Origin of the sequence: Mycobacterium sp. E802 (genome assembly GCF_001666875.1) — a bacterium.
GTDB lineage: Bacteria > Actinomycetota > Actinomycetes > Mycobacteriales > Mycobacteriaceae > Mycobacterium.
This window is the reverse complement of sequence record NZ_LZJD01000189.1, coordinates 1-25,110: the sequence shown is the minus strand read 5'-3', so window position 1 is coordinate 25,110 and position 25,110 is coordinate 1. Positions and strand designations below refer to the sequence as shown.

The 25,110-nt window shown below is 66.6% G+C and carries 23 protein-coding genes; 13 read left to right on the top strand and 10 right to left on the bottom strand.

Annotated elements, in window-relative coordinates:
* Window positions 1-192 precede the first annotated feature (192 nt).
* A complete protein-coding gene (locus tag A5699_RS27430; protein ID WP_082957901.1) occupies window positions 193-2,112 on the top strand; it encodes an acyltransferase family protein in 1,920 nt (639 codons plus the stop codon).
* A 3-nt stretch (window positions 2,113-2,115) separates the two neighbouring features.
* Here the strand turns inward: A5699_RS27430 and A5699_RS27425 are convergent, their stop codons facing one another.
* Window positions 2,116-2,538 (bottom strand): nitroreductase family deazaflavin-dependent oxidoreductase, encoded by a 423-nt coding sequence (locus A5699_RS27425; protein ID WP_067776834.1) that lies wholly within the window; start codon window positions 2,536-2,538, stop codon window positions 2,116-2,118.
* Between the two features lie 39 nt (window positions 2,539-2,577).
* The gene (locus A5699_RS27420; protein WP_067776831.1) at window positions 2,578-3,552 is read right to left on the bottom strand and encodes an NADPH:quinone oxidoreductase family protein; all 975 of its coding nucleotides are present in this window, start codon (window positions 3,550-3,552) and stop codon (window positions 2,578-2,580) included.
* Window positions 3,553-3,636: 84 nt separating this feature from the next.
* Here A5699_RS27420 and A5699_RS27415 point away from each other — a divergent pair, with 84 nt between their 5' ends.
* Together A5699_RS27415 and A5699_RS27410 are read left to right on the top strand one after the other, a co-directional pair.
* On the top strand, window positions 3,637-4,734 hold the full coding sequence (locus tag A5699_RS27415) for an NAD(P)-dependent alcohol dehydrogenase (RefSeq protein ID WP_067776828.1): 1,098 nt from the start codon (window positions 3,637-3,639) through the stop codon (window positions 4,732-4,734).
* A 42-nt stretch (window positions 4,735-4,776) separates the two neighbouring features.
* Window positions 4,777-5,700: an alpha/beta fold hydrolase gene (locus A5699_RS27410; RefSeq protein WP_157561483.1), complete on the top strand. Its 924-nt coding sequence runs from the start codon at window positions 4,777-4,779 to the stop codon at window positions 5,698-5,700.
* Here A5699_RS27410 and A5699_RS27405 read toward each other — a convergent pair.
* The gene (locus tag A5699_RS27405) at window positions 5,690-7,042 is read right to left on the bottom strand and encodes a flavin monoamine oxidase family protein (RefSeq protein WP_067776822.1); all 1,353 of its coding nucleotides are present in this window, start codon (window positions 7,040-7,042) and stop codon (window positions 5,690-5,692) included. The genes A5699_RS27410 and A5699_RS27405 overlap by 11 nt on opposite strands.
* Window positions 7,043-7,069: 27 nt before the next feature.
* Between A5699_RS27405 and A5699_RS27400 the strand changes: the two genes are divergently transcribed.
* From A5699_RS27400 to A5699_RS27385, 4 genes are all read left to right on the top strand, one after another.
* Window positions 7,070-8,041, top strand: coding sequence for a TIGR03617 family F420-dependent LLM class oxidoreductase (locus A5699_RS27400; protein WP_067776985.1), 972 nt, complete (start codon window positions 7,070-7,072; stop codon window positions 8,039-8,041).
* A gap of 44 nt (window positions 8,042-8,085) precedes the next feature.
* The gene (locus tag A5699_RS27395; RefSeq protein WP_067776819.1) at window positions 8,086-9,579 is read left to right on the top strand and encodes an NAD(P)/FAD-dependent oxidoreductase; all 1,494 of its coding nucleotides are present in this window, start codon (window positions 8,086-8,088) and stop codon (window positions 9,577-9,579) included.
* A gap of 117 nt (window positions 9,580-9,696) precedes the next feature.
* Window positions 9,697-10,311 carry a TetR/AcrR family transcriptional regulator gene (locus A5699_RS27390; protein ID WP_231965861.1) on the top strand — a complete coding sequence of 205 codons (615 nt, stop codon included), beginning with the start codon at window positions 9,697-9,699 and terminating at the stop codon, window positions 10,309-10,311.
* Window positions 10,308-10,673, top strand: a complete 366-nt coding sequence (locus A5699_RS27385; protein ID WP_067776816.1) for a DoxX family protein — start codon at window positions 10,308-10,310, stop codon at window positions 10,671-10,673. Before A5699_RS27390 ends, A5699_RS27385 begins: the two co-directional genes overlap by 4 nt.
* 73 nt (window positions 10,674-10,746) lie before the next feature.
* Here A5699_RS27385 and A5699_RS27380 read toward each other — a convergent pair whose 3' ends face one another.
* A complete protein-coding gene (locus tag A5699_RS27380) occupies window positions 10,747-11,502 on the bottom strand; it encodes an AraC family transcriptional regulator (RefSeq protein WP_067776813.1) in 756 nt (251 codons plus the stop codon).
* Here A5699_RS27380 and A5699_RS27375 point away from each other — a divergent pair.
* The gene (locus A5699_RS27375) at window positions 11,501-11,902 is read left to right on the top strand and encodes a DUF4345 family protein (protein ID WP_082957900.1); all 402 of its coding nucleotides are present in this window, start codon (window positions 11,501-11,503) and stop codon (window positions 11,900-11,902) included. The genes A5699_RS27380 and A5699_RS27375 overlap by 2 nt on opposite strands.
* Window positions 11,903-12,122: 220 nt before the next feature.
* Here the strand turns inward: A5699_RS27375 and A5699_RS27370 are convergent, their stop codons facing one another.
* Window positions 12,123-13,238 carry a hypothetical protein gene (locus A5699_RS27370; protein ID WP_067776976.1) on the bottom strand — a complete coding sequence of 372 codons (1,116 nt, stop codon included), beginning with the start codon at window positions 13,236-13,238 and terminating at the stop codon, window positions 12,123-12,125.
* Entirely contained in the window at window positions 13,238-14,386 is a 1,149-nt protein-coding gene (locus tag A5699_RS27365; RefSeq protein WP_067776810.1) for a phosphotransferase family protein, read from the bottom strand. Before A5699_RS27365 ends, A5699_RS27370 begins: the two co-directional genes overlap by 1 nt.
* A 45-nt stretch (window positions 14,387-14,431) precedes the next feature.
* On the opposite strand from A5699_RS27365, the gene A5699_RS27360 reads away from it, so the two are divergent.
* The 5 genes from A5699_RS27360 (at window position 14,432) to A5699_RS27340 (ending at window position 19,584) form a co-directional block, all read left to right on the top strand.
* Entirely contained in the window at window positions 14,432-15,040 is a 609-nt protein-coding gene (locus A5699_RS27360; protein WP_067776807.1) for a TetR/AcrR family transcriptional regulator, read from the top strand.
* A 72-nt stretch (window positions 15,041-15,112) separates the two neighbouring features.
* Window positions 15,113-16,423, top strand: a complete 1,311-nt coding sequence (locus tag A5699_RS27355) for an MFS transporter (protein WP_067776804.1) — start codon at window positions 15,113-15,115, stop codon at window positions 16,421-16,423.
* On the top strand, window positions 16,420-17,799 hold the full coding sequence (locus tag A5699_RS27350; RefSeq protein ID WP_067776802.1) for an LLM class flavin-dependent oxidoreductase: 1,380 nt from the start codon (window positions 16,420-16,422) through the stop codon (window positions 17,797-17,799). Before A5699_RS27355 ends, A5699_RS27350 begins: the two co-directional genes overlap by 4 nt.
* Before the next feature lie 33 nt (window positions 17,800-17,832).
* Entirely contained in the window at window positions 17,833-18,516 is a 684-nt protein-coding gene (locus A5699_RS27345) for a PIG-L deacetylase family protein (RefSeq protein WP_067776799.1), read from the top strand.
* Between the two features lie 30 nt (window positions 18,517-18,546).
* Window positions 18,547-19,584, top strand: coding sequence for a zinc-dependent alcohol dehydrogenase family protein (locus A5699_RS27340; protein ID WP_067776796.1), 1,038 nt, complete (start codon window positions 18,547-18,549; stop codon window positions 19,582-19,584).
* A gap of 6 nt (window positions 19,585-19,590) precedes the next feature.
* On the opposite strand, the gene A5699_RS27335 is transcribed toward A5699_RS27340, so the two are convergent.
* The 4 genes from A5699_RS27335 to A5699_RS27320 all read right to left on the bottom strand — a co-directional run.
* Window positions 19,591-21,159, bottom strand: a complete 1,569-nt coding sequence (locus tag A5699_RS27335; RefSeq protein WP_082957899.1) for a PKD domain-containing protein — start codon at window positions 21,157-21,159, stop codon at window positions 19,591-19,593.
* 93 nt (window positions 21,160-21,252) lie between these two features.
* Window positions 21,253-22,020 carry an enoyl-CoA hydratase gene (locus tag A5699_RS27330; protein ID WP_067776790.1) on the bottom strand — a complete coding sequence of 256 codons (768 nt, stop codon included), beginning with the start codon at window positions 22,018-22,020 and terminating at the stop codon, window positions 21,253-21,255.
* Between the two features lie 37 nt (window positions 22,021-22,057).
* Window positions 22,058-23,623, bottom strand: a complete 1,566-nt coding sequence (gene nuoN / locus A5699_RS27325; RefSeq protein ID WP_067776787.1) for an NADH-quinone oxidoreductase subunit NuoN — start codon at window positions 23,621-23,623, stop codon at window positions 22,058-22,060.
* 1 nt (window position 23,624) lies between these two features.
* On the bottom strand, window positions 23,625-25,110 hold a 1,486-nt coding region (locus A5699_RS27320; RefSeq protein WP_067776784.1), incomplete at its 5' end, for an NADH-quinone oxidoreductase subunit M.

Below are 25,110 nucleotides of genomic sequence, written 5' to 3'. Positions count from 1 at the left end.
CATGGTCCCGTCAAACGCCAGGTAAAAGCAATTCTTAGAGTGTGAGTTTGGCTACAGCGCAACCAGTTTCGATAGTGTCCCGGGTCACATCACACGAGCCGCCGAGCGGTGACCTATGCTCGCTGCGGCGAACGGCGTGCCCGAGGGGCGGTTTCGTCGACCATCGGCGAAGACGGCGCAGGAAGTTTCATCGTGCAGGCAAGTGTTGACGATCCGGTCCGCGTTTCTGCCGTGCGGCCGCAGGCGAGTGACCACCTGATCGGGTTAGGCGGCGTGGCCATCGTGATGGTGGTCGTCGGCCATTTCTGGTTCGGTCAGGCCAGTGCCGGACTCGATGTCCTGTTGATGCTGACTGGGTTTCTGCTCGGCCGGCGCGTCCTGCACCACATCGGTACGGCGGGCCCGAGCGCCATGGCCGGCGAATTCGCCTGGCTGGTGCGGTGGTTGGTGCCGCCGATGGTTCTCATGATTGCCGTGTGCGCGGTACTGACCGTGCTGATTCAACCGCAGACCCGGTGGGAGGCATTCGCCGAGCAGACGCTGGCCGGCCTGGGTTTCTACCAGAACTGGCAGTTGCTCCAGTCGGCCGAGGACTATGTGCAGGCCGGTGCGGCGGTGACGCCCCTGCACCACCTGTGGGCGGTCTCGGTGCTGGCTCAGTTCGCGGCCGGATTCCTGGCGCTGGCCGCCGTGGTAACGGCGGTGACGCGGCGTCGGGGCCGGTCTCTGCGGCGCGATGTGCTGATGGCGGCCTGCGGTGCCGCGATGGTGGCGTCGCTGTACTACGCGGTGGTGACGCACTCGGACAACCCGATGCCGGCCTACTACAGCACCGCCGCGCGCGCCTGGCAGCCACTGGTCGGCGTGCTGGCCGCGGCGCTCGTGACCCGCCCGGCCCGGCTCCGCGGGTGGCCGATCTGGTCCCGGATCGGTGAGACGTTGCGCAGCGCACCGTTGGTCGCTCTCGGAGCGGTGGCGTATCCGCTGTACCTCTGGCATTGGCCACTGTTGATCTTCTGGCTGGCCACCGTCAACACCGATGCGGCCGGTCTCGTCGACGGCAGCGCGGTCGCCGTGGTCGCCGCGTTGCTGGCGTGGCTCACCGCGCGGTTCGCCCAGCCGCCGTGGCGCACGCAGTGGCGCAACCCCGCCGCGGCCTTGACGGGGATAGTCATTGTGCTGGTGACGGTGATGTTGGTGGCGACATCGTTGATGTGGCGGGGCCATGTGGCATCGGCGCGGGCCAGCGGTGCGGAATTGGAAATGCTGCCGGTTCGCGACTATCCGGGCGCGCGGGCGCTCATCGAGAACCGCAGGGTTGCCAAACTGCCGATGCGCCCGAGCGCTCTGGAGGCGGCCGACGACATCCCGCCGTCGTCGGTCGACCATTGCGTCACCGGATTCACCGGCGACGAGGTGATCACGTGTACATACGGAGATCCCAAGGCGGCCCGTACGATTGCGCTGGCCGGCGGGTCCCATTCCGAGCACTGGCTGACCGCTCTGCACCAGATCGGCCGGCAGCACGGCTTCAAGGTGACCACCTATCTGAAGCTCGGTTGCCCGCTGACCACCAAACCGGTGCCCATCATCGCGGGTTCCTTCCAGCCGTATCCGTCCTGCCGGACGTGGTCGGACCAAGCGCTGGCCCAGATCATCGCCGACCGGCCGGATTACGTGTTCTTCACCGCGACCCGCCCGATCCTCAACGGACCCGGTGACTATGTGCCCGATTACTACCTCGGGATCTGGGAAGAACTGGCGGCCAACGGTATTCCGATGCTTGGCATGCGGGATACGCCGTGGATGGTTCGGGACGGTTGGTTCTTCTCACCGGTCGACTGTCTGTCGGACGGGGGTGACGCCGAGTCCTGCGGGCTGCCTCGCAGTGAGGCGCTGGCCGCCCGCAACCCCACGTTCGAGTACCTGGACAGGTACCCATCGATGAAGGTGCTGGACCTCAGCGACGCCGTGTGCCGGCCGACCATCTGCCGCGCGGTGGAGGGCAACGTGCTGATCTACCACGACACCCACCACCTGTCCGGCGCCTACGTGCGCACGCTCACCGACGAGTTGGCGCGGCAGCTGTCCGAGGCCCTCGGCTGGTGGTGACCGTCATTCGACGATGAACACCGGGATCTGCCGAGTGGTCTTGGTCTGGTACTCGGCATACGGCGGGTAGGCCTCGACGGCCAGCTTCCACCAGTGTTCGCGCTCGGCACCGGAGAGCTCGCGAGCCGTCAGCGATGCGGTCTTGTCGCCGTCCTGCACCGTGACAGCCGGGTTGGCCTTCACGTTGAAGTACCAGGAAGGGTGTGCCGGGTCTCCGCCCTTGGAGGCCACCATCGCGTAGCGGCCGTTCTCCTCCACCCGCATCAGCGGGACGTAGCGCTTCTTGCCGGATTTGGCGCCCGTCGTCGTGAACAGCACGATGGGGCGGTCCAGCACCTCGACGCCGTCGGTGGTGCCTTGTTCCAGGATGCGTTGGGTCTGCTCGCGTACCCAGTCGGTGGGGCTCAGTTCGGCTTGCTCAGTCACGCACCCCGCAACAGCGGCTCCCGCCCGGATATTCCGCGCTCAGCGAAGCGTCAGCACCACTTTGCCTTTCGCGGTGCGGTTCTCCAGGGAGGCGATGGCCTGGGCGGCCTGCTCCAGCGGGTACACCTCGGGCTGCGGCGCGGCGACGGCACCGGAGGCCAACAACGGCTGCAGTTCGGCCCACTGCTCGGCAAGATATCCGGGATGGGAGAACGTCCAGGCGCCCCAACCGGCCCCGACCACGTCGACGTTGTTGAGCAGCAGGCGGTTGACTTTGACCGTGGGGATCTCACCGCCGGTGAAGCCGACCACCAGCAGTCGGCCGCCCACGGCCAGTGAGCGCAACGAGTCGGTGAAACGGTCACCGCCGACCGGGTCGACCACGATGTCCACCCCACGCCCGCCGGTGAGTTCGGAGACCGCATCACGGAAGCCCTCGGCCAGCACCACATCGGATGCCCCTGCGGCCCTGGCGATCTCGGCCTTCTCCTCGGTGGAAACCACCGCGATGGTGCGTGACGCGCCGAGTGCGGGTGCCAGGCGCAGCGCGGAGGTTCCGATGCCGCCGGCCGCGCCGTGCACCAGCACGGTCTCGCCCTTGGCCAGCCGTCCGCGGGTACGCAGGGCGAAGTGGACGGTGAGGTCGTTGAACAGGATGCCGGCCCCGGCCTCGAACGACACCGCGTCGGGCAGGGCGAACACCCGCTCGGCGGGCAGCGCCACGACTTCGGCCATGCCGCCCGACAGCATGGTCAGGCCGAGCACCCGGTCACCGGCGGAGACATGGGCATCGTCGGGCGCGGAGCGCACCACGCCGGCGACCTCAGCGCCCGGGGTGAACGGCAGGTCCGGCTTGTACTGGTAGAGACCGCGGGTCAGCAGCGCGTCGGGAAACGCCACGCCGGCGGCGTGGACGTCGATCACCACCGCATCGGTCTCGCCGGAGGGCTCCTCGACCTCTACCACCTGCACCGCGGCCGGACCGTCGAGTCGGCTGATCTGTGCTGCACGCATCGCCTGTCTCCTTGTGCGTAGACCGTTTGAGTGGACCGCCGGCCAATTGTGACAGGTGTCAAGTCGTTGGCCTAGCATCACCGGATGCTCAATGCGCGCGCCGCAGTGCTGCTCGACGCCGGAGCTGACCCGCAGCTCACCGAGGTCCAGATCCGTGAACCTGTCGGCGATGAAGTGTTGGTCCGGATCGACGCCGTGGGCATCTGCCACACCGACGTGAGCATGGCCGCCCGGTTCCGCAAGGTACCGATGGTGTTCGGCCACGAGGGGGCCGGCACGGTGGTCCAGGTCGGGCCGGACGCCACCCACCACGTCGGTGATCAGGTCGTGCTCACCTTCGCCAGTTGCGGCAGTTGCCCGGACTGTCTGGCCGACGCTCCCGCGTACTGTGCGCATTCCACCGACCTGAACATGCGCGGCAGTCGCCGCGACGAGTCCAGCGCGCTTCGGCTGGCCGGCGAGCCGATCAGTGGCGGCTTCTTCGGCCAGTCCAGTTTCGCCACGTACGCGATCGCCGGCAGCCGCAACGCGGTCGCGCTGCCCGAGCCGATCGACCCGGCCCTGGCGGCCCCGCTGGGCTGCAGCGTGCAGACCGGTGTGGGTGCGGTGCTCAACGTGCTCGCCCCGAAACCCGAGGATGCGCTCGTGGTGTTCGGCGCCGGCGCCGTCGGGCTCTCTGCGGTCATGGGTGCCCGCATCGCGGGATGCCGCACCATCGTCGCCATCGACCCGATCGCGCAACGTCGTGCACTGGCAACCGAATTGGGTGCCACGGCCACGATCGACCCGACGGCCGTCGACGCGGCCGCGGCGGTGCTGGAGCTCACCGGGGGAGCGGCCGCCGCGGTCGACACCACCGCCCGCCCGGACGTGATCGCCGGTGCGGTCGGGGTACTGCGGTCGCGCGGGTCACTGGCGCTGCTGGGCCTGGGCGCCATGACCGCTGAGCTTCCGGTCGTGCTCATCATGGCCAAGGGGCTGACCGTGCGCGGCGTGGTGGAAGGTGACAGTGATCCGCAGTCGTTCATTCCGCGACTGGTCGATCTGCACCGCCGTGGCGAACTTCCGCTCGACGCCTTGGTGACCCGCTACGCCTTCGACGACTTCGAGGCCGCCTGGGCCGCCGCCAAGATGGCTGACGTGGTCAAACCCGTGCTGACCATCGAAGCGGTAGGCTCGTAAACCCTGTTTCGCCCCGGCAACGACGCCGACGATCGGAGCATGATGACCCTGCCCCAGCTACCACCGGGACGCGCCGTGGAGGTCCGTGCGGTCGACGGTGTCCGGCTGCACGCCGAGGTGTTCGGACCCGAGGACGGCTATCCGATCGTCCTGGCCCACGGCATCACCTGTGCCATCGGGGTGTGGGCCCATCAGATTGTCGATCTGGCCGCCGACTATCGCGTCATCGCCTATGACCATCGTGGGCACGGCCGCAGCGAGGCCCCGCGCGAGCGGCACCGCTACAGCCTCAACCACCTCGCCGCCGACCTCGACGCCGTGCTCGACGCGACGCTGCGGCCGGGCGAGCGGGCCGTCGTCGCCGGACATTCGATGGGCGGCATCGCGATCACCTCGTGGTCGCAGCGCTATCCAGCCCGGGTCGCCGCCCGCGCCGACGCCGTCGCACTGATCAACACCACCACCGGGGATCTCCTGCGCGACGTACAGCTGCTGCGCGTACCGGCAGCATTGAGCGCCACCCGCATCCGGGCGGCCGGCACCGTGGTCAGGACGTTCGGCGGGTTTCGGGTACCCCGGGTCACCGCGCGTCCCAACCAGCGCTTCGTCGCGCACCTGGCCGTCGGCCGTGACGCCGAACCGTGGGTGGCGCCCTACGTCTATCGATTGTTCACCGAGACGCCGGGGGCCGGCCGCGGTGGCTGGGCTCGGGCGCTGGTCAACAGCATGGGGCCGCAACACATTTCGGTGAAGAACCTGTCGGTGCCCACACTCGTGATCGGCAGCCACAAAGACCGGTTGCTGCCGATCGATGCCGCCCGCCGCATCGCCGCCGACGTCCCGAACCTTGCGGGTTTCGTCGAGATGCCCGGCGGGCACTGCGCCATCCTGGAATGCCCCGACCAGGTCAACGCCCAGTTGCGGGCCCTGGCCGAGTCGGTGACGTCCCAGCCGCTCAGTTCGTAAGCCGACCGGCCACCTCGGCGGCGGCCCGCTGCCCCGAACGCACCGCCCCGTCGAGGAATCCGGTCCACACGTCGGCGGTTTCGGTGCCGGCCCAGTGGATCGCGTCCACCGGCGCACGCAACCACTGGCCGTACTGCGTCCAGGATCCGGGCGGCACGGCCGCGGTCGGGCCGCCGGGCGCGAATTGTTCTGTGCCCCAACAATGGTCGATGTAATCGATCGGCGCCAAGGCGGCGTCGCCGAACAGGGTGGCAAAGCCGGCCAGGGCCTGTTCGCGTCGCTCCGTCGCCGGGAGCCGGTCGAACGTACGCGCATCGGTGAAGCCCAGCAGGATGCCGGGGCCATCGTCGCCGGGGCTCACGTCGAAAGTGATGAACACCGGACCTTCATCGGACAGTGCCTCACCCGAACATCCGTTGGCCCGCCAGAACGGGCGCTCGTAGGCGGCGTAGGCCTTGCTGAGGTTGCCCTGCGGCCAGTGCGTGGCCAATTCCGTGTAGGCCCGGGGCAGCGGGGGACTGAACTCGATACCGGTGCGGTGCTGCGGCGGGATCGCCACGATGACCGCCCGTGCGTGCACCACACCGGCTGGGCAGCTCACCTCGACGGTGCCGTCGGTGCGTCGTTCGATGCGGCCCACCGGGGCGTCCAGCACCACCCGGTCACCCAACTCCTCGGCCATCCGCAGCGCGATCTGCTGGGTGCCCTCGGGAAAGCGGTCCTGCTGGGCGCCGCCGCGCACGTCGAGCATGCGGTCCAGTCCACCGGCGGCCTTCACGTAGCGGGCGGCGTGCAACATCGACACTTCATCGGGCTCGGCACCCCAGGTGACCCGCGACATGATCGCCATCAGGTTGCGGGTCGAGGCGTTGGCGTCGGCCGAGCGCAACCATCCCTCCAGGGTGCGCTCATCGAGGGTGTGGGCGTTCGTGCTGTTCCACGGCTCGTCCACGCGGATCAGCCGGCACAGCCGCTCGAATCGCCACTGGATCCGGGACACGTCGAACAGTTCCATCATCGACAGTCGCGGGATCGTGCTGCGGTAGGACCGCACCCGGCCATGCCAGCGGATCAGGTTCTTGCCGCGGTCGTAAGTGGGAACGGTTCGGCAGCCCAGTTCTCGGGCCAGCGTGAGCACGGCGTCCTGGGTCGGTCCGACGAACGTGGCGCCCAGGTCGACGGGTATCCCGGCGATGGTGGCGGTCGACGAGCGGCCGCCCACCCGGTCGCGTCCCTCCAGCACCACCACCTGGTGTCCGAGCCGGGACAAGACGCGGGCGGCGGACAGTCCGGCGAAACCGGCGCCCACCACGACGACGTCGCTGCTCGATGGGAGGCTCACCCCTCTAGGCTCTCACGCGTGAAGGTCATGACAGCGTTGTTCGGGCCGACGGATGCGATCCAACGAGCCACGGCCCTGCGCGAGGCCGGTGCCAGTGGGGTGTTCACCTTCGAGGGGCCGCACGACGTGTTCACCCCGCTGACCCTGGCGGCCACGGTCGGCGATCTGGATCTGATGACCAATGTGGCAATTGCGTTTCCGCGCAACCCGATTCACCTGGCACATCAAGCCATCGACCATCAGATCCTCTCGGGTGGCCGGTTCACACTGGGGCTCGGCACCCAGATCCGTACCCAGATCGAGAAACGGTTCGGTGCGCAGTTCGACCGTCCGGTGGCCCGGATGGCCGAGTTCGTCGCGGCGTTGCGGGCGATCTTCACGGCCTGGGAGACCGGCGAACGGCTGGATTTTCGGGGCGAGTACTACCGGCACACCCTGATGACACCGACGTTCACGCCGCGTGACAACCCCTACGGTCCGCCGCCGATCTACGTCGGCGCACTGGGCCCCAAGCTGACCCGGGCCACCGCCCAGTTCGCCGACGGCCTGCTGGTCATGCCGTTCGGTTCCAAGCGGTTTCTGCACGAGGCCACGCTGCCTGCCGTGCGCGCCGGGCTCGCTGCGGCCGGGCGCGACGAGGGCGAGCTGGCGATCGTGCCGGAGATCATCGTGTCGGCCGGGGACGACCATGACGCGGCGCGCCGATTGCTGGCGTTCTACGGCTCCACTCCGGCCTACCGACCGGTGTTGGAGGTGCACGGTTGGGGTGATTTGCAGCCTGAGCTAAACGCGTTGTCCAAGCAGGGCCGCTGGGCCGAGATGGGTTCGCTGATCGACGACGATGTGCTGCACACCATCGCCGCCTGCGGTAGCCCGGCCGAGATCGCCGCGCACATTCGCGACCGGGTCGACGGGGTGTCCGATCAGATCTGCCTGTACCAACCGGGTCCGATCGCCGTGGAGTCGCTTGCCCAGATCGTTGACGCGCTCCGCGGATGACGACCTAATCTGGTGGTACTGAGCGGGACCAAAGGAGGTTCGCCATGGATGGCGCTCGTCGGGACGTGGATGCGGGTTACTCGGACGTGCTCATCATCGGAGCGGGGATCTCCGGTCTCGGTGCGGCCTATCGGCTTCAGGAGAAGAGCCCGGGACTGACGTACACGGTGCTGGAACGCCGCCAGCGCATCGGTGGCACCTGGGATCTGTTCCGGTACCCGGGCATCCGCTCGGACAGTGACATCTTCACCCTGAGCTTCCCGTACCACCCCTGGTCCCGGCCGGAGAACGTGGCCGACGGCGGCGACATCCGCGAGTACCTCACCGAGACCGCGCGGGTCAACGGGATCGATCGGCACATCCGGTTCAACACCCGTGTGCGGTCGGCGGATTGGGATTCGGGCACCGACACCTGGACCGTGCATGCCGAGCAGGACGGTCAGCCGGTGACGTACCGGTGTCGGTTCCTGTTCTGCGGCACCGGTTATTACAACTACGACGAGCCCTACACACCGGAGTTCCCCGGCATCGAGAGCTTCAGCGGGGACGTCGTGCACCCGCAGTTCTGGCCCGACTCGCTGGACTACTCGGGCAAACGGGTCGTGGTGATCGGCAGCGGGGCCACCGCGATCAGCCTGGTGCCCGCGCTGGCCCAGCAGGCCTCGCAGGTGACCATGCTGCAGCGGTCACCGACATACATGATGTCGATGGCGCGGATCGATCCGATGGTGACCGCGATCCGAAAGGTGCTGCCCCGCAAGCTCGCCCACCAGGTGGTGCGGTTCCGCAACGCGATGATCCACTTCCTGACGTACTTCATGTTCCGCAAGGCACCGCGTTTCGGCCGGTGGCTGATCCGCAACCGGACCATCGCTGCCCTGCCGGCGGGCTATCCCGTCGACGTGCACTTCAAGCCGCGCTACAACCCGTGGGATCAACGCATGTGCCTGGTGCTGGACCGGGACCTGTTCGAGCACATCAGTGACGGACGAGTCGAGGTCGTCACCGATCACATCGACCACGTGGATACCGCCGGCATCGTGCTGAAATCCGGTGCACGAGTGGACGCCGACGTGATCGTCACCGCGACCGGTCTGCAACTGCAGGCGCTCGGGGGCATCAAGCTGTCGATCGACGGTCACGAGGTCAAGCCGACCGAGCGATTCGTCTACAAGGAGTTCCTGCTGGAGGACGTGCCCAACCTGGCCTGGTGCATCGGGTACACCAATGCGTCGTGGACGTTGCGGGCCGACATGACCGCTCGGGCATTCGCAAACCTGGTGGCCTACATGGGCGCTCACGGCTACACCCACGCCTACCCGCACAAAGGCGCGGCCCCGATGCCGGAGAAGCGGACGTGGGATCTGGAGGCGGGCTACATTCAGCGTTCCGAGCATGCGCTACCGCGCTCGGGCACCAAACGGCCCTGGCATGTGCGGCACAACTACGTGCTGGACGCCATCGACCATCGCTTCGACCGCATCGACGAGTCGATGGTCTTCGGCCGCGCCCCGGCCGACGCGAACGTGGCCTCCTGAGCGCCGCGAGTTCTTGAGCGTCGCGCGCTCCTGAGCCGCGCGAGCAATGCGGCTGGTGTGCCGCCTTTCGGCTGTTTCGGGCGGTCTCATCCTTGACATGGCGCCCAACGGGCTGGCATGGTGCTGAACATGTTCACTGAACACGTTCAGTCAAGGGCTGAACAGCGAGATGCGACCCAGCGCAAGGTTTTGGTGGCCGCTGAAAAGCTGTTCCGCAAGCAAGGCTTCGAGTCGACGACCGTTCGCCAGATCGCAGCCGATGCCGGGGTGAGCAGCGGGACCGTGATGAGCGTCGGGGACAAAGACGGCTTGTTGGTGGCGGTGTTCGACGACCGGATCGCGGCGGTGCATGCCAACCGAAAAGGTCTCGCGCGAAAGCCCTCTCACGCGAATGCGCCGAGGGCGATTGCAAAACTGTTCGACCCCTTCCTGGCCTACTTCGCAGAAGATCCAGCGCTCTCGCGCCGGTATGCGTCGATCATTGTGCGCGGAGGTCACACTTCGAGCATCTTCGGCGATCTGGCAGAAATTCTGGTGGGCGAAATCGAATCGGCTCTCCTGCAGGTCGGCCTCGGCGAACCCGGTGCCGCACGGAGCGCTCGCACGATCTATTTCGCGTACCTGGGCATTGTGCTCAGCGGCAGCAACCAGGCATTGGAAAACCGATCGGTGCCCGACCAACTGCGCGATGTCATCGAGTGCGTCCTCGCACCAACCCGACAAGGAGAATGATCGTGATCGACACACCGCACTGGTGGTGGCTCACCGCGATTCTGGCGATTGTGATCCTCGGTGACGCGCTGATCTCGCTCAAACCGCCGCGGTTCATCCAAGGCTGCCTCGATGGTGCGGGACTCCCGCGCGACTGGTGGTGGGCGCTGATCGTGGTCAAACTTCTTGCCGGCGTGGGATTGATTGCCGGTCTCAAATATCCGGGAGTGGCGTTCTCGGCCAATGTGGGAATCGTCGTGTATTTCCTGTGCGCCTGCTATGCGCACTACCGCGCCCGGTTTCTCAAACATGAATTCTGGATCAATTGCATGGGCATGCTGCTGTTTTCAACTTTCGTACTGGTGGTCTCCTATGTGGTCTGAGACCACTCGCCTCGCGAGCGTGCGTGTCTGCTGCCCGCCACGCCGCATTTCGCCAACACATTGCGCACGCTCGTCACGGTATGTGGATGCGCAGCCCCGTGGTCAACAACTGTGTGGCCGACAATCCGAATGTGGTCTTGAAGCAGTCGGCCAGATGTGAGGGGCTGGCGAACCCGGAATCGACGGCGGCCGTGGTCAAGTTCTGACCGGCCGCCACGGCGCTGCCCGCCGCGATGAGCCGGCTCCAGATCCGGTAGCGGCGTAAGCTGGTGCCGGCCTCGCGGCGGAACAGATGCAGAAACCGTGATTCAGACAGTCCGGCCGCGGCGGCCAGCTCGCGTGCCGGTACCGCCGTCGTCGGATCTTCGCGAATCTGCTTGGCCGCCATAGCTATCCGAGCATCGATCCGATGAGGGGTGTCCGGAGCAGCCACATCCAGCCAATGCCGGGCAGCCTCGTCATCGGCCGGCATCGTGTTCAGCGCGGCCTCGGCAGCGTGGCTGATGCCGATGGCGTGTCGGAAGTCGGTGAACTGCTGCCGGCATGATGCACTGCGCTGCGAACTCGGGTCGAGATAGACCGAGACCATGGCACCCTTCACCGACAGATGGTGGGTGAGCCGCGGTGGAATCAGCACACTGCGCGCAACGACGACGGTGTCCGGCAGCGTCACCCTCAGCGGTTCGTCGACGGCGACCACCAGGCACCATACCGAGCCGGAGTGCGGCTCCAGGCCCAAGCCGGGACCGGCGTAGAGCGCCTGCCCGGGCCACAGCCACACCGTCGGGCAGCAGGTTTGTGGAAGCGCGGGCATGGTTTCAGTGTGCATGCTGACCTCCTCACCAATTGAGCAGGAGGCTACCGTGGTCATCGCAGTAATCGTCGTGGTCGGGGTGTTCTTCCTCGGCATGGGTGTCTATGCGCTGGCCGCTCCGCGGGCGATACTGCGTCCCTTCGACTACGACGTGAGAACTGCTGCCGCCCGCGCGGAAGTCCGTGGCGTGTACGGCGGTTTCGGTCTGGCCATCGCTGCGGTGCTGGCCTACGCCGCCGTGACGCCAGGGGAGGTGCGCACCGGAATCCTGCTCACCGTCGGCGCCGCGTTGGTCGGAATGGCGTTCGGCCGCGGCGTCTCGGCAGTGTTCGACGAACGAACGTCGTTCTATCCCAACTGGTTCTACTGCCTGGTCGAGGCGGCCGGCGCGGCGGCATTGTTCTGGGCGGCCTGATTTCGCTTGCCTTCTTGTGGCGCCTTTGTCACGCCAGAGTGGCGCTCAGGCCCGAGCGTCACGCCAGAGTGGTCGGCCGGCCCGGGCTGACGCCGCATTGTCACACCAGAGTGGCTGTCGCCGTTGACAGCCACTCTGGCGTGACAATGGAGGGCCGGGGGCGGCGTGGCGGGCTCGGCCCGGGGGAGACGGGGCGTGACGTACGAGGGCCAGGTGACGCTCAGGGCGCGACGGTGAGCCAGTCGGCGAAACCGGACGGGTCGTGTCGGCCGAGCGCGCCATGCTCGAACAGGCCCCAGCCTTCGACGGGCGCGGCATTGCCTTCCGTGCACACCGCCCGGCCGACGTGATCGATCACGCCGAATCCCGCCCGGCCGATGACCGCCGGATCGGTCATGTCATAGGTGCGTCGTTCGGTGAACTTCTCGCCCCTCCACACTCCGTGGATCCAGTCGATGTCACCGCCGTAGCCGCCACCGACGTGAATCGGTACGGGCAGTTTGGACTCCACGTCGAACCGCAGGGGCGTGCCGTCCAATGCAGTGGCGTCGATGGTGGCCCCGGTCGGAATGCGGGTGCCCGACCGGTAGTGGATCTTGACCCGAGGCCAGCCGAGCTGCTCGACGCGGCCGTCCCGGAAGATGCGTGTGCAGTCGTTGAGCGAACGGAAGCCGCTGGGATCCTCCTGGATGATCAGCACGATCGCGAAGTCGTCGAATGCCATCGGCACGTACAGCCACCACATCCCCTCGAACGGTGGATCTGCCGGGCGCCCGGCCGGTTCGGCCTCACCGATCGGACGAATGCCCCAGGACCGGTCGCGCGAGCCTATCCAGGTCTGCGGGTCGACGTCGATACGCAGACCGTCGATCTCCAGATGGCCACTCCAGGAGCCCAATTGGGCAAAGCGCTGGGCGTCGAGCGTGACGCGGTTGCCCTGACGCATCAGATGCGGCTGCTCCTGCACGACGTCGAACAATCCGTTCCAGGTGAGATCGGCGGCGACGCCGTCGGTTTCGTCGAGCACGATCCGGAGCTTGTGCAGTGGCTCGATGACCTCGACGCGGTAGTCCAGCACGTGCTGGTTGAGCCGGTCCTGGTCGATCGCGTCGGACAGGTGCACGGCGGTCTGCTCATCGCCGCGGCGGACCAGGAAGAACGCGTCCTTCACGCCCAGGTTCGGGTAGTAACCCAGGCCGGTGATGACGAAGATGTCGCCGGTGCGATCGTGAGCGTTGAAATACGAGCGGTCATAGAAATTCCGGTCTGATGACCCCGGCCAGGCGATCGGCTGGGGGACTTGATGTACCGGATATTCGTCCATCGGTCCGAGCATCATGCCTCCTCAAGAAGGCGTCGCAGCAACGACGCGTGGTAGAACATCGTCTCGACGTCCTCGGGTTTTTCGATCTCGCCGAAATGCACGCGCCGCGCGCCGGTGCGCATGAACACGCAACACCAGATCACCCCGGAGTAGATGTAGAACCACCGCAGATCACCCAGTTGCGCACCGGTCAGTTCGGTATAGGTGGCGCGGACATCCTCTTCGCGCATCACGTCGGGCAGCCCGGGCAAGCCGGCCAATCCCGACAGTTCCTCGAACACCATGTGCGCAAAAATCATCCACGCGACATCGAGTTCGCGGGGGCCGAGAGTGGCCATCTCCCAGTCGAGTACGGCAGCCGGGCGGAAGTCGTCGTACAGCACGTTGCCGATGCGGGAATCGCCCCACGACAGCACGGTGTCCGAGGCCGCGACCTCTTCGGGGAAGTGATCCTCGAGCCATTGCAACGCCCGCTCCACCAGAGGTGAGCGTCCGATATCGGGCACCGAGAACTCGTACCAGTCCTTGAGCCAGCCGAAGTGACGGCGCAGAGGGCTGTCACCCGGGGGATCGGCCTCGGCCAGGAAGGCGAAACGTTCTGCGGCATCGGGAATCGCGTGCAGCTTGGCCAGCACGGCCACGGTGCTGTCCTGCAACTCGCGCCGGCGTTCGGCCGGGGCGTCGGCGAACCAGTTGCCGCCGAACGTGTACGGCATGACGTCCGGTGGGACCTGGCCGTCGACGCGATCCATCAGGAAGAACGGCGTGCCGAGCACCTCACCCGCAGTGTCGATCCAGCGCACGCGGGGCACGGGTACGTCGGTGAGTTCGCCGACCTGGCGCATCACCTCGAACTGGTGATCCAGCCGGTAGGAGGAGAACACCGGAACGTCGTCGGCGGTGGGGGCGACGCGGGCCACCCACTTCTGCTCCTGCGGTTCACCGTGTTGTTCCCAGCGGCCGGTGAGCATGATCGTCTCCGAGGACATGCCGTTGGAATCGACCCCGCTTTCCACCGTGATCTCGGGGTTGACGCCACCCGGCAGCAGGGTGGACAGCCACGTCGACAGCACCGCCGGCAAAGCCGTGACATCACGGCTGGAGCGTTGCAGGTGATCGACGTTCTCGACGGACGCCTCTACGGCCGACTCGTTTGCCATGGAACTGTTCCTCATCGCCACAATTACGATACTGTTAGTAGCGTTATGAAAGCAGAGCCATCACCGGTTGGCAAGACCGCCGGAGCCGGACGTCCCCGCGACCCGCGTATCGACGCTGCCATATTGCAGGCCACCGCGGAGCTGCTCGTGGAAATCGGTTACGCGAATCTGACCATGGCGGCGGTCGCCGAACGCGCGGAGACCACCAAAACCGCGTTGTACCGCCGGTGGTCCAGCAAAGCTGAACTGGTGCACGAGGCGGTGTTTCCCGCCGCTGCGACGGCATTGACCGCGCCGGCCGGCGACATCGCCGCCGACGTCCGGGCGATGATCGGTGCGGCGCGAGACGTCTTCACCAGCCCGGTGGTGCGCGCGGCGCTTCCGGGGTTGGTCGCCGATGTCGCCGCCGATGCCGAACTCAACGCCCGGGTGATGTCGCGTTTCGCCGAGATGTTCGTGACCGTCCGTTCCCGCATCGTCGACGGCATCGAACGCGGTGAAGTCCAGGCCGACGTCGACCCGGACCGGTTGGTCGAGCTCATCGGCGGCTCGACGATGCTGCGAATGTTGTTGTGGCCGGACAGTGAACTCGACGACGAGTGGGTGGCACAGACCGTCGCGATCGTGGTGCACGGGGTCACCGTCACTCGTTGACCCGACGCGTGTTTGCGTCAGCGTGAAGAGAAATCTTTCGCGTGATTAGGGGTGTGCATAGCCTGTCGCCACGTGACTGTCACCGCCCCACGTTCAGCAACCACCCCGTCTGCGCGCACCGTCGCGCTCGGCAGTGCGGTCGGTACCACGATCGAGTGGTATGACTTCTATCTGTATGCCACGGCCGCGGCCCTGGTGTTCAAACCGCTGTTCTTCCCGAACATCTCGTCGACGGCGGGCACGCTGGCCTCCTTCGCCACCTACGCCGCAGGCTTCGGTGCCCGGCCGTTGGGGGCACTGATCTCCGGCCATTACGGAGATCGACTGGGCCGCAAGACGGTCTTGGTCGCCGCGCTGGTGGGAATGGGTCTGAGCACGTTCGCGATCGGGCTCCTGCCCACCTACGCCCAGCTGGGCCTGCTTGCACCCGTACTGCTGGTCACCTTGCGATTACTGCAGGGTCTGGCGGTCGGTGCCGAATGGGGCGGTGCCGCATTGCTGTCGGTGGAGCACGCTCCGGTGGGGCGACGCGGCCTGTTCGGCAGCTTCACCCAGTTAGGTTCACCGGCAGGCATGTTGCTGTCCACGGGCGTCTTCTACGTGACGAGAACCGTCACGGGACCGGAAGCCTTCTTGGCCTACGGCTGGCGAATCCCGTTTCTGCTCAGTGCTGTTCTCGTCGTAGTCGGCCTGGTGATCCGGCTCAGGCTCTCCGACGCCGCAGTGTTCACTCAGGTCCGAGAGCGCGGTGAAACGGCGCGGCTGCCGGTGCTGGAGGTACTGCGTTCCCAGCCGCGCAATGTGGTGATCACCACCGGACTGCGGTTCTCGCAGATCGCATTGTTCGTTCTGCTCACCACGTATTCGTTGACGTACCTGCAGGATTCGTCAGATGCCGGTGGACAGGTCGGCTTGACCGCGGTCCTGATCGCCTCGGCGCTGGGACTGATCAGCACTCCGGCGTGGGCGATGCTGTCCGATCGGATCGGTAGACGGCCACCGTATTTGTTCGGTGCGATTGCCGGAGTACTGGCCCTGATCCTGTTCTTCGTGGCAGCCGGTACCGGATCACACATCGCCATCGTGCTGTCGATCGTGTTCGGCATCAACATCGCTCACGACGCCATGTATGGACCCCAGGCAGCCTGGTTCGGCGAACTGTTCGACACCCGGGTGCGCTACAGCGGGGCTTCCCTGGGCTATCAGATCGGTGCCGTGCTGTCGGGAGGTTTCGCACCGTTGATCGCGGCGGCGCTGCTGGTGGCCGGTGGGGGCAGTCCGTGGTGGATCGTCGGATACTTCGTGGTGCTGACCGCAATCACCGCTGCGGCGGCCTATTTCGCCCGAGAAACACATCTGGACGAACTCGGGGACCGGCGATGACCAGGATCTACCTCAACGCCTTCGATATGGCCTGCGTCGGACATCAGTCGGCTGGTCTGTGGCGCCATCCCGAAGATCAGGGCTACCGCTATCGCGAACTCGCGTACTGGACCGATCTGGCCCGCACCCTTGAGGCCGGCGGTTTCGACGCGCTGTTCCTCGCCGACGTGCTCGGGGTCTACGACGTGTACGGCGGTTCGCGTGACGCCGCGGTGGCCGATGCCGCACAGGTTCCCGTCAACGATCCGACGCTGGCGGTGTCGGCCATGGCCGCGGTCACCGAGCACCTCGGCTTCGGTGTCACGGTGTCGTTGACCTACGAGCAGCCGTATGCGCTGGCACGCCGGTTCTCCACGCTCGATCATCTGACCGGCGGCCGGATCGCGTGGAACATCGTCACGTCCTATCTCGACAGTGCGGCCCGAAATCTGGGATTGGACGCGCAGATCCCACACGACGAACGCTACGAGATCGCCGAGGAATACCTCGAAGTCTGCTACAAACTCTGGGAAGCCTCGTGGGAAGCCGATGCCGTGGTCTGCGACCGCGAGCGTGGCGTGTTCACCGATCCGGCGAAAGTTCACGACATCGAACACAAGGGCCGCTATTTCAGCGTCCCGGGGCCCTTCCTGTGCGAACCGTCGCCGCAGCGCACCCCGGTGCTGTTCCAGGCGGGTGCCTCACCTCGCGGGGTCCGGTTCGCGGCCGCTCATGCCGAGGCGGTGTTCGTGTCCGGGCCGACGCCGGAGATCGTCGCCAAACCGGTCAAGGCGCTGCGCACCGCGGCCGCCGCACTCGGGCGAGATCCGCAGGCCATCAAGGTGTTTACGATGCTCACCCCGATCGTCGCCGAAACTCATGACCTGGCTGTGGCGAAACTGCACGACTACCGCCGGTATGTCAGCGCGGAGGGTGCCCTGGCGTTGTTCGGCGGATGGACGGGCGTGGACCTGGCCGAGCTCGGGCCCGATGAGCCGTTGCGATACGTCCAGACCGAGGCCAATCGCTCCGCGCTGGCATCGTTTACCACCTCGGGCCGGGACTGGACGCCGGGAGAGCTGGCCGACGAGGTTGGTCTCGGCGGTCGTGGCCCGGTGGTGGTGGGCTCGCCGACCGAGGTCGCCGACGAACTCGAACGTTGGGTCGAGGAGGCCGGCGTGGACGGGTTCAATCTGGCCTATGTCACCACGCCGGGTACCTTCGTCGATTTCGCTCGCCACGTCGTGCCCGAGTTGCGTCGACGTGGCCGGGCGCCTGACCATCGCGCACCGGTGACGCTGCGCGAGCGGCTCGGCGGCGCGGGACCGTTCCTGGCCCCCGACCATCCGGGTGCCGCCCACCGCCCGGCCTGGGATTCGACTCGCTCGAACAGTTGACACGAACCGTAGTCGGGGTTCGACACTGGTGAGATGACTGCGGAAGACGTGCAACCGTTCCCCACGGACTGGCATAAAGCGCTGGTTCTCGTCGCGCACCCCGACGACCCCGAGTACGGGGTGGGCGCGGCCGTCGCGAAGTGGACCGCGGCCGGCAAGTCCGTCCATTACGCGCTCGCCTCCCGGGGGGAGGCCGGTATCGCCGGAATGCCGCCTGAAGAGGCCGGACCGCTGCGAGAAGGTGAGCAGCGACGGTCAGCGGCCATCGTCGGCGTCGATGACGTGGAGTTCTGGGACTTCCCGGACAGCGATATTCGCAATACCGCCGAACTGCAGGCCAAGATCGCCGAAACCCTCACCAAGCTGCGCCCCGACGTCGTCGTCACGCTCTACAGCGGTCCCCAATGGGCGCCCGGAGCGCCCAACCAACGCGATCACATCGAGTTCGCGCACGCCGTGGCCGCGGCCTACGACAGCGTTTCCGAGCCGCCGGCTTGGCTGTTCGAAAACGGTCCAGATCCGACGCATTGCGAGGTGGTCGACGATTACACCGACCTGGCGGTGAAATCTCTTTCTGCGCATGAGGTTTACCTCTCGGTGCTCGATCCGGACACCCCCGTCCTCGAGCAGGCCCGCCGGCAGGTGCAGATGTCGACGCCGGCTCTGGCGGGATTCGGCGCGCGAACGGTGGCGTTTCGTCTGCAGCGGCATCGCTGAGTTCCTCGGAGTACGCCTACCATCGCACCTGTGCGTGCGGTGATGTATTCGGAGGTCGGTGCCCTTCCCGAAGTGGTCGGTGTGGACACTCCGGAATGCCCGGACGACGGTGTGGTGGTCGCGGTCGCGGCCAGCGGCCTGTGCCGGTCAGATTGGCATGCCTGGCGCGGGCATGACCCCGTGGAGTTGCCGATCATCCCCGGACACGAATTCGCCGGGACCATCGCCGCGGTCGGTTCCGCGATCACCGGTTGGCAGGTGGGCGATCGGGTGACCGCGCCCTTCGTTCTCGGTTGTGGGCGGTGCGAATTCTGTCGGGCCGGCGACGCGCAGGTGTGCCCCGACCAATTGCAGCCGGGTTTCACCCTGCCCGGGTCGTTCGCACAATTGGTGGCGGTGCCGCGGGCCCAGACGAACCTGGTGCGGTTGCCCGACGCCGTCTCCTTCGTCGCCGCGGCGTCACTGGGCTGCCGGTTTGCCACGTCGTTTCGTGCCGTGGTGACACATGGCGGGGTGCAGCCCGGCCAGTGGGTCGCCGTGCAGGGATGTGGCGGGGTGGGTCTGTCGGCCGTGATGATCGCGAAAGCGTTCGGCGCCAAGGTCGTCGCCGTCGACGTCAACGACCAGGCGTTGGAATCTGCCCGTCGTCTGGGCGCCGACGAACTGGTCAACAGCGAAAAAGCCGACGTGGCACGCGAAATCGTGGGGCGCACCGACGGTGGCGCGCATATCGGCATCGACGCGCTCGGTCATCCGGCGGTGGCGGCCGCGTCCGTCTCTGCGCTGCGCCGCCGCGGGCGACACATTCAGGTCGGTCTGCTGCTCGGTGACGCAGCGCAGACCGCGTTCCCGATGGATCGCGTCATCGCCTGGGAACTCACCATTTTCGGATCACACGGTATGCCCGCCGTCGACTACCCGGCGATGCTGGCCCTGCTGGCATCCGGCACGCTGCAACCAGAGCTGTTGGTGGCTCAGCGAGTGAGCCTGGAGGAGGCGGGCGCTGCGATGGCGGCCATGGACGCACCTACCGGAGCCGGGATGACGATCATCGAACCCGCTCGATGATCGGAGTCACGGCCCGGCCGTCACGGTGACGGCGAAAGTCTTGGTCACCGTGTTGTTCTGGCGGTCTGCACCGGTCAGGGTCACGGTGTAGGGACCGGGGGCCGCCCAGCCATGGGTCACGGTCGGACCCGTGCCGACAGGTGTCCCGTCCCCGAAATCCCACGCGACTTCGGCCATCGGCGACCAGGTGTCGGTGATCTTGCTGCGAAGCTGGACAACCTGATTCGTCGTCACGGTCCCCGGTACCGCCGCCTCGATGATCTCGGGTGCGCCGGCATCGAACGCGGTGGCATAGCTGCGCGCGGTCAATTCGTCGCGGATCGTCTCGATGACCACGACGGTGCCCTCGCGGGCGGCACTCACCTGGTCAATGCTGTGGGCCGGTCCCTGGGGGGCCAGGTCCACGGCGGGCCAGGGACGGCTGGAATAGACCGGCCAGTGGCTGGCCTGGAAGAGGCCGAGGCCCGGATCGCCGCCGCCGAATCCGACGGCACCGGTGTAAACCAACACGGCTTCCTCGCTGCCGGCCGGTCCTTTGCGGATGGCGATATGGCCTTCGAAAGATTCGGTGCCAAGCGGGGATATCGGTGTCGGCGACGGCCAGACACCCGGATAGCCGCTGCGTGTTGCGCACACGGCGCTGTTTCCTGAGGTATTCGGGCCTTGTCGGCGCACCAGTGCGTAGTTCATACCGCTGAAGGTGATGCCGACGTCGAGGCACGAACTCGTCGCTGCGGTCGACGAATTGAACAGCGGGGTGAACGGTTGCCAAGCTCCGCTACTGGTGTCGCGCGTGGTGACGTGCGCTTGCCCGCCGATGTACACCCCGAGGACGGCGGCACCGAGGTAGTTCACATCCAGGCGCACGCCGCCGGCATCGGTTCCGTTCTCGGGTGTCAGGGCGACGGCCGGTGGTGCCGTCCCCGTGGCGCTCGCTGTGCAGACGCGGATCGATGACCGCTGCGGTGACGCCTGGTAGCGATGTATCCATGCGACGGTGGGGTTTCCGAGCCCGTCGACATCGAGGACCGCGCCACCGTTGAGACCCGCGCTCGGCGTGAGCTTTTGGGGTGTGGTCCATCCGGCGTTGGCCGGGTGGACGGTGATGACGAGCGATCCTGCCTGGCCGTCGAACTGGTCTGCGATCACCACGGCGATACCGTTGTCGGCCACCTTCACCCGACGCTGGCGGACGAATTGGCTCGGCGCGCTGGCCGGCACGATCTCTTTGGGCGCCTCCCATTTCCGGGTCGCGGCCGGCGCGTAGGTGGCGTAGTGACGCCATTGGTAGGTTGCGGGGTCGGTGCTGGTAACCGTTGTGAAGCAGGCGGCTGCGCTGCCGTCTGCGCCCGCACCGAACGTGATGTCGACCGGAATGTCTCCTGGGACAGACTTTTTCTCGAAGACGTCTACCCACGTACCGTTCTTCCGCTCGGCGATGGCCACCCGGGTCGACACCGGATTGAGCGACAGCAGCTGAGCATAGGCCACGCGGACCCGGCCCGAACTGTCGAAACCGACAGTGGGCGCCGACCAGTGCGCTGGAAGTGGTTGCGTGGGGGACCAGTCAGCCATGCGCTCGACGCTACGGCCCCGACCACCTGTTGCTGTGAGTAGTCGACTACCTGTTTATCTCCACCGCGCGACCGCCCCGGTGAACCTCCGGGGCTACCCGTCGAGCTGGCCTCGGTTGCGTTGAGCCACGGCCCGATAGCGATCGCCCAGACCGTCGAAATCACGTCCCTGCGCCCCGGCGATGGCTTGTTCGGCGGCCAATGCCGGACCGATCAGAGGCTCGGTGCCCCGCGTGTAGATCTCCTTGAGTCCGGCCATGATCGGCCCCGGCACCTCGACGATCTGCCCGGCCAACTCCAGTGCGCGCTCCAGCAGTTGCTCGTGGGCCACCACCTCGGTGACCAGTCCCAGCCGTTCGGCGCGTGCCGCTTCGACAACCTCCCCGGTCATCGAGAGCCGACGCGCCATGGCGGCGCCGACCACCTGGGGCAGCCGCGCAGTCATGCCGCCACCGGGCAGGATGCCCACCCGAGCGTGGGTGTCGGCGAACACCGCCCGCTCCGAGGCGATCAAAAAGTCACAACCCAGCGCCATTTCGAGGCCACCGGTGAACGTGGGACCGTTGATCGCCCCGATGATCGGCGTCTTCAGCTCGCCGGTCTTGGTGATGCAGTTGTGCGACCGGAACTTCTCGAAATAGTCCATGCCCAGAGTTTGGGCTTCCTTGAGGTCGACGCCGGCGCAGAATGCGGGGTCGGTCCCGGTCAACACGATGGCCCGCACCGTGTCGTCGACGTCCGCAGCGTCCAGTGCACCGTGGAGGTCTTCGATCAGCTCTCGGCCCAGCGCGTTCCGTGATTGCGGGCGATCGAGGGTGATGACCCGGGTGGGGCCTTGGTCGTCGGTGCGGACCGTCGTCATGGTTCGAATCTAGCGCTATGCCCGGAGAACGGAGCGGTCAGCGTAGGAAGGTTTCGGCGTGGTTGGCCAGATCCAACAGCGGCTGGGGGAGCGCACCGAGGAGGAATGTGACCGCGGCGGTGAGGGCCACGACGGCGGTGGTGGGCCCGCTGGGGACGACGACCTCGGGCGCGTCGTCGGGGGAATCGGTGAAGAACATCAACACGATCACCCGCACGTAGAAATAGGCCGCCACGGCGCTGGCGATCACGCCCACGATGACCAACGGGATCGCGCCGCCTTCGCCCGCTGCTTTGAACACCGCGAACTTTCCGACGAAGCCACTGGTCAGCGGAATTCCCGCGAAGGCCAACAGGAACAGCGAAAAGACCACGCCGACAAGTGGATACCGCCGGCCCAGACCGGCCCACTGGGCCATCGACGTGGCCTCGTCGCCGGCGGCGTCGCGCACCAGCCCGACGACCGCGAACGCGCCGACGGTGCTGAATCCGTAGGCGAACAGATAGAACAGTGTGGCGGACACCCCGGCGGGATTGGCGGCGATCACGCCGGTCAGGATGAACCCCGTGTGGGCCACCGCGGAATAGGCCAACATCCGTTTGACGTCGGTCTGGGTGACGGCGGTGATGGTTCCGATCACCATGGTCAGGATGGCGATCGCCCACAGGACCGGTCGCCAATCGTCACGCAGTTGCGGCACCGCGACGTAGAAGATGCGCAGCATGGCACCGAATGCCGCGATCTTGGTGGCTGCGGCCATGAACGCGGTGATCGAGGTCGGGGCACCCTGGTAGACGTCGGGTATCCACGAGTGGAACGGCACCGCACCGACTTTGAACAGGATCCCGACGAGCAGCAGGGCGATCCCGATCAGGGCCAGCGGAGTATTGGGCGCACGGGTCGCCACCGAACTCGCGATACCGTTCAGGTTCAGGGTGCCGGCATAGCCGTACAGCATGGCGGCCCCGTAGATGAAGAATCCCGACGAGAACGCACCCAGCAGGAAGTATTTGAGCGACGCTTCCTGGGACAGGAGCCGCCGTCGGCGGGCCAGCCCGCACAGCAGGTACAGCGGCAACGAGAGCACCTCGAGCGCGATGAACATGGTCAACAGATCATCGGCGGCCGGAAACAACAGCATGCCACCGATCGCAAACATGGTCAGCGGGAAGACTTCGGTTTGCATCGCGCCGGTCGTGGTGGCCACCTTCTCGGCGACACTTCCGGGCACCGCCGAGGCCTGCGCGGTGAATCCGTCCAAACCCCGTGCGCCACCGCCAGGTTGGGTATGTGGTTGACGTTCAGCGATGAGCAGGACGCCCAATATGCCGACCAGGGCGATGGTGCCCTGCAGGAACAGCGTCGGGGCGTCGAGAACCACCGCGCCCAGCACCGCCGGCTTGCCCGGGGTGCCGTGAAGATCACGGGCCAGCAGCACAACCGCCACCACAGCGGCGACCAATCCGGTCAACGCCAGCGTCACCTGCACGCGGTAACGCGCGTACCGCGGGAGAAAGGCTTCGGCCAACACCCCCGCGACCGCCACCCCGAAGACGATCAACATGGGGGAGAGCAGGCCGTACTCGATGCTGGGTGTGACCATGTCAGCGGACCCCCTCTGCCAGCTTCGGCATCACCGTCGGTGGCGGATCGGTCTGACCGATGGTCACCAGGGTGTGCTGCACCGCCGGGTTGATCACGTCCAAGGCCGGCTTCGGATAGATCCCCAGCACGAGCAGCAGCGCGATCAGCGGTGCGACGACGGCCAGTTCCCGTGGCACCAGGTCGCGGACCTTGTGTTCACCGTCGGCGAGGCCGTCGGGTACCGGGCCGGTCATCATCCGTTGGTACATCCACAGGATGTACACCGCCGACAGCACCAACGCGGTGGCGGCGAACACCGCGATCACCGGGTACCGGGTGAATGTGCCGATGAGAACCAGGAATTCACTGATGAACGGCGCCAGACCCGGTAACGACAAGGTCGCCAGCCCGGCCACCAGGAAGGTGCCGGCCAACACCGGTGCGACCTTCTGAACGCCGCCGTAGGCGTCGATCAGCCGGGAACCGCGTCGTGACACCAGGAATCCGGCGATGAGGAACAGCGCGGCGGTGGAGAGCCCGTGGTTGATCATGTAGAGCGTCGAGCCGGACTGCCCTTGGCTGGTCATCACGAAGATTCCCAGGATGATGAAGCCGAAGTGCGATATCGAGGTGTAGGCGATCAACCGCATCACGTCGGTCTGCCCGATGGCCAGGACGGCGCCGTAGACGATGCCGATCACCGCGAGGGTGACGACCAGCGGCCGGAAATACGTTGACGCGTCGGGGAACAGGGGCAGGCAGTAGCGGAGCATGCCGAAGGTGCCGACCTTGTCCATGACGGCCATCATCAGCACGGCGCTGGCCGGGGTGGCCTGCACCGCGGCGTCAGGAAGCCACCGGTGGAACGGCCACAGCGGTGCCTTGACCGCGAACGCGAACATGAAGCCGAGGAACAGGAAGTTCGCCACCGCCGGGTTGATCACGAACTCGCCGGACGAGACGGCGGCGACGATCGCGCGGAAATCGAATGTGCCGGAGCCGAAGGCGTCACTGCCCGCGGTGACGACATACAGGCCGATCACCGCGGCCAACATCACCAGACCGCCAAAGAGGTTGTACAGCAGAAACTTCACCGCCGCTTTCGAAGCGTGAGCGCGCTGTCTTCCAAACCCCCCGATCAAGAAGTACATCGGGATCAGCATGGCTTCGAAGAACACGTAGAACAGCAGAATGTCCAGGGCCACCAGCGACATGAACACCATGCCCTCGACAGCCAGTGTGAGCGCCAGATACGCCTGCACCCCACGGCCACGGAGCCCGGTCTGGTGCTCGCCGTCGTTCCAGCCCGCGATGATCAGCAGCGGCAGCAGTACCGCGGTGAGCACGACCAGTGCCAACGCGATCCCGTCGACTCCGAGAATGTAACCGGTACCGAATGACGGTATCCAGCGGTGTGATTCGACGAACTGGTACTGCTCGCCGCCCGGATCGAAGCCGACGGCGAGCACCCCGGCCAGGCCCAGCGCCGCCAGGGACACGGCCAAC

What these genes read in the sequence shown, in the direction of transcription:
- A5699_RS27420 (WP_067776831.1), bottom strand. Translation starts at nt 3,552, where the DNA reads ATGCGTGCAGCACAGATCAGCCGACTCGACGGTCCGGCCGCGGTGCAG.
- A5699_RS27415 (WP_067776828.1), top strand. Translation starts at nt 3,637, where the DNA reads ATGCTCAATGCGCGCGCCGCAGTGCTGCTCGACGCCGGAGCTGACCCG.
- A5699_RS27410 (WP_157561483.1), top strand. Translation starts at nt 4,777, where the DNA reads ATGACCCTGCCCCAGCTACCACCGGGACGCGCCGTGGAGGTCCGTGCG.
- A5699_RS27400 (WP_067776985.1), top strand. Translation starts at nt 7,070, where the DNA reads ATGACAGCGTTGTTCGGGCCGACGGATGCGATCCAACGAGCCACGGCC.
- A5699_RS27395 (WP_067776819.1), top strand. Translation starts at nt 8,086, where the DNA reads ATGGATGGCGCTCGTCGGGACGTGGATGCGGGTTACTCGGACGTGCTC.
- A5699_RS27390 (WP_231965861.1), top strand. Translation starts at nt 9,697, where the DNA reads ATGGTGCTGAACATGTTCACTGAACACGTTCAGTCAAGGGCTGAACAG.
- A5699_RS27385 (WP_067776816.1), top strand. Translation starts at nt 10,308, where the DNA reads ATGATCGTGATCGACACACCGCACTGGTGGTGGCTCACCGCGATTCTG.
- A5699_RS27375 (WP_082957900.1), top strand. Translation starts at nt 11,501, where the DNA reads ATGCTGACCTCCTCACCAATTGAGCAGGAGGCTACCGTGGTCATCGCA.
- A5699_RS27380 (WP_067776813.1), bottom strand. Translation starts at nt 11,502, where the DNA reads ATGCACACTGAAACCATGCCCGCGCTTCCACAAACCTGCTGCCCGACG.
- A5699_RS27370 (WP_067776976.1), bottom strand. Translation starts at nt 13,238, where the DNA reads ATGCTCGGACCGATGGACGAATATCCGGTACATCAAGTCCCCCAGCCG.
- A5699_RS27365 (WP_067776810.1), bottom strand. Translation starts at nt 14,386, where the DNA reads ATGGCAAACGAGTCGGCCGTAGAGGCGTCCGTCGAGAACGTCGATCAC.
- A5699_RS27360 (WP_067776807.1), top strand. Translation starts at nt 14,432, where the DNA reads ATGAAAGCAGAGCCATCACCGGTTGGCAAGACCGCCGGAGCCGGACGT.
- A5699_RS27350 (WP_067776802.1), top strand. Translation starts at nt 16,420, where the DNA reads ATGACCAGGATCTACCTCAACGCCTTCGATATGGCCTGCGTCGGACAT.
- A5699_RS27345 (WP_067776799.1), top strand. Translation starts at nt 17,833, where the DNA reads ATGACTGCGGAAGACGTGCAACCGTTCCCCACGGACTGGCATAAAGCG.
- A5699_RS27335 (WP_082957899.1), bottom strand. Translation starts at nt 21,159, where the DNA reads ATGGCTGACTGGTCCCCCACGCAACCACTTCCAGCGCACTGGTCGGCG.
- A5699_RS27330 (WP_067776790.1), bottom strand. Translation starts at nt 22,020, where the DNA reads ATGACGACGGTCCGCACCGACGACCAAGGCCCCACCCGGGTCATCACC.
- nuoN (WP_067776787.1), bottom strand. Translation starts at nt 23,623, where the DNA reads ATGGTCACACCCAGCATCGAGTACGGCCTGCTCTCCCCCATGTTGATC.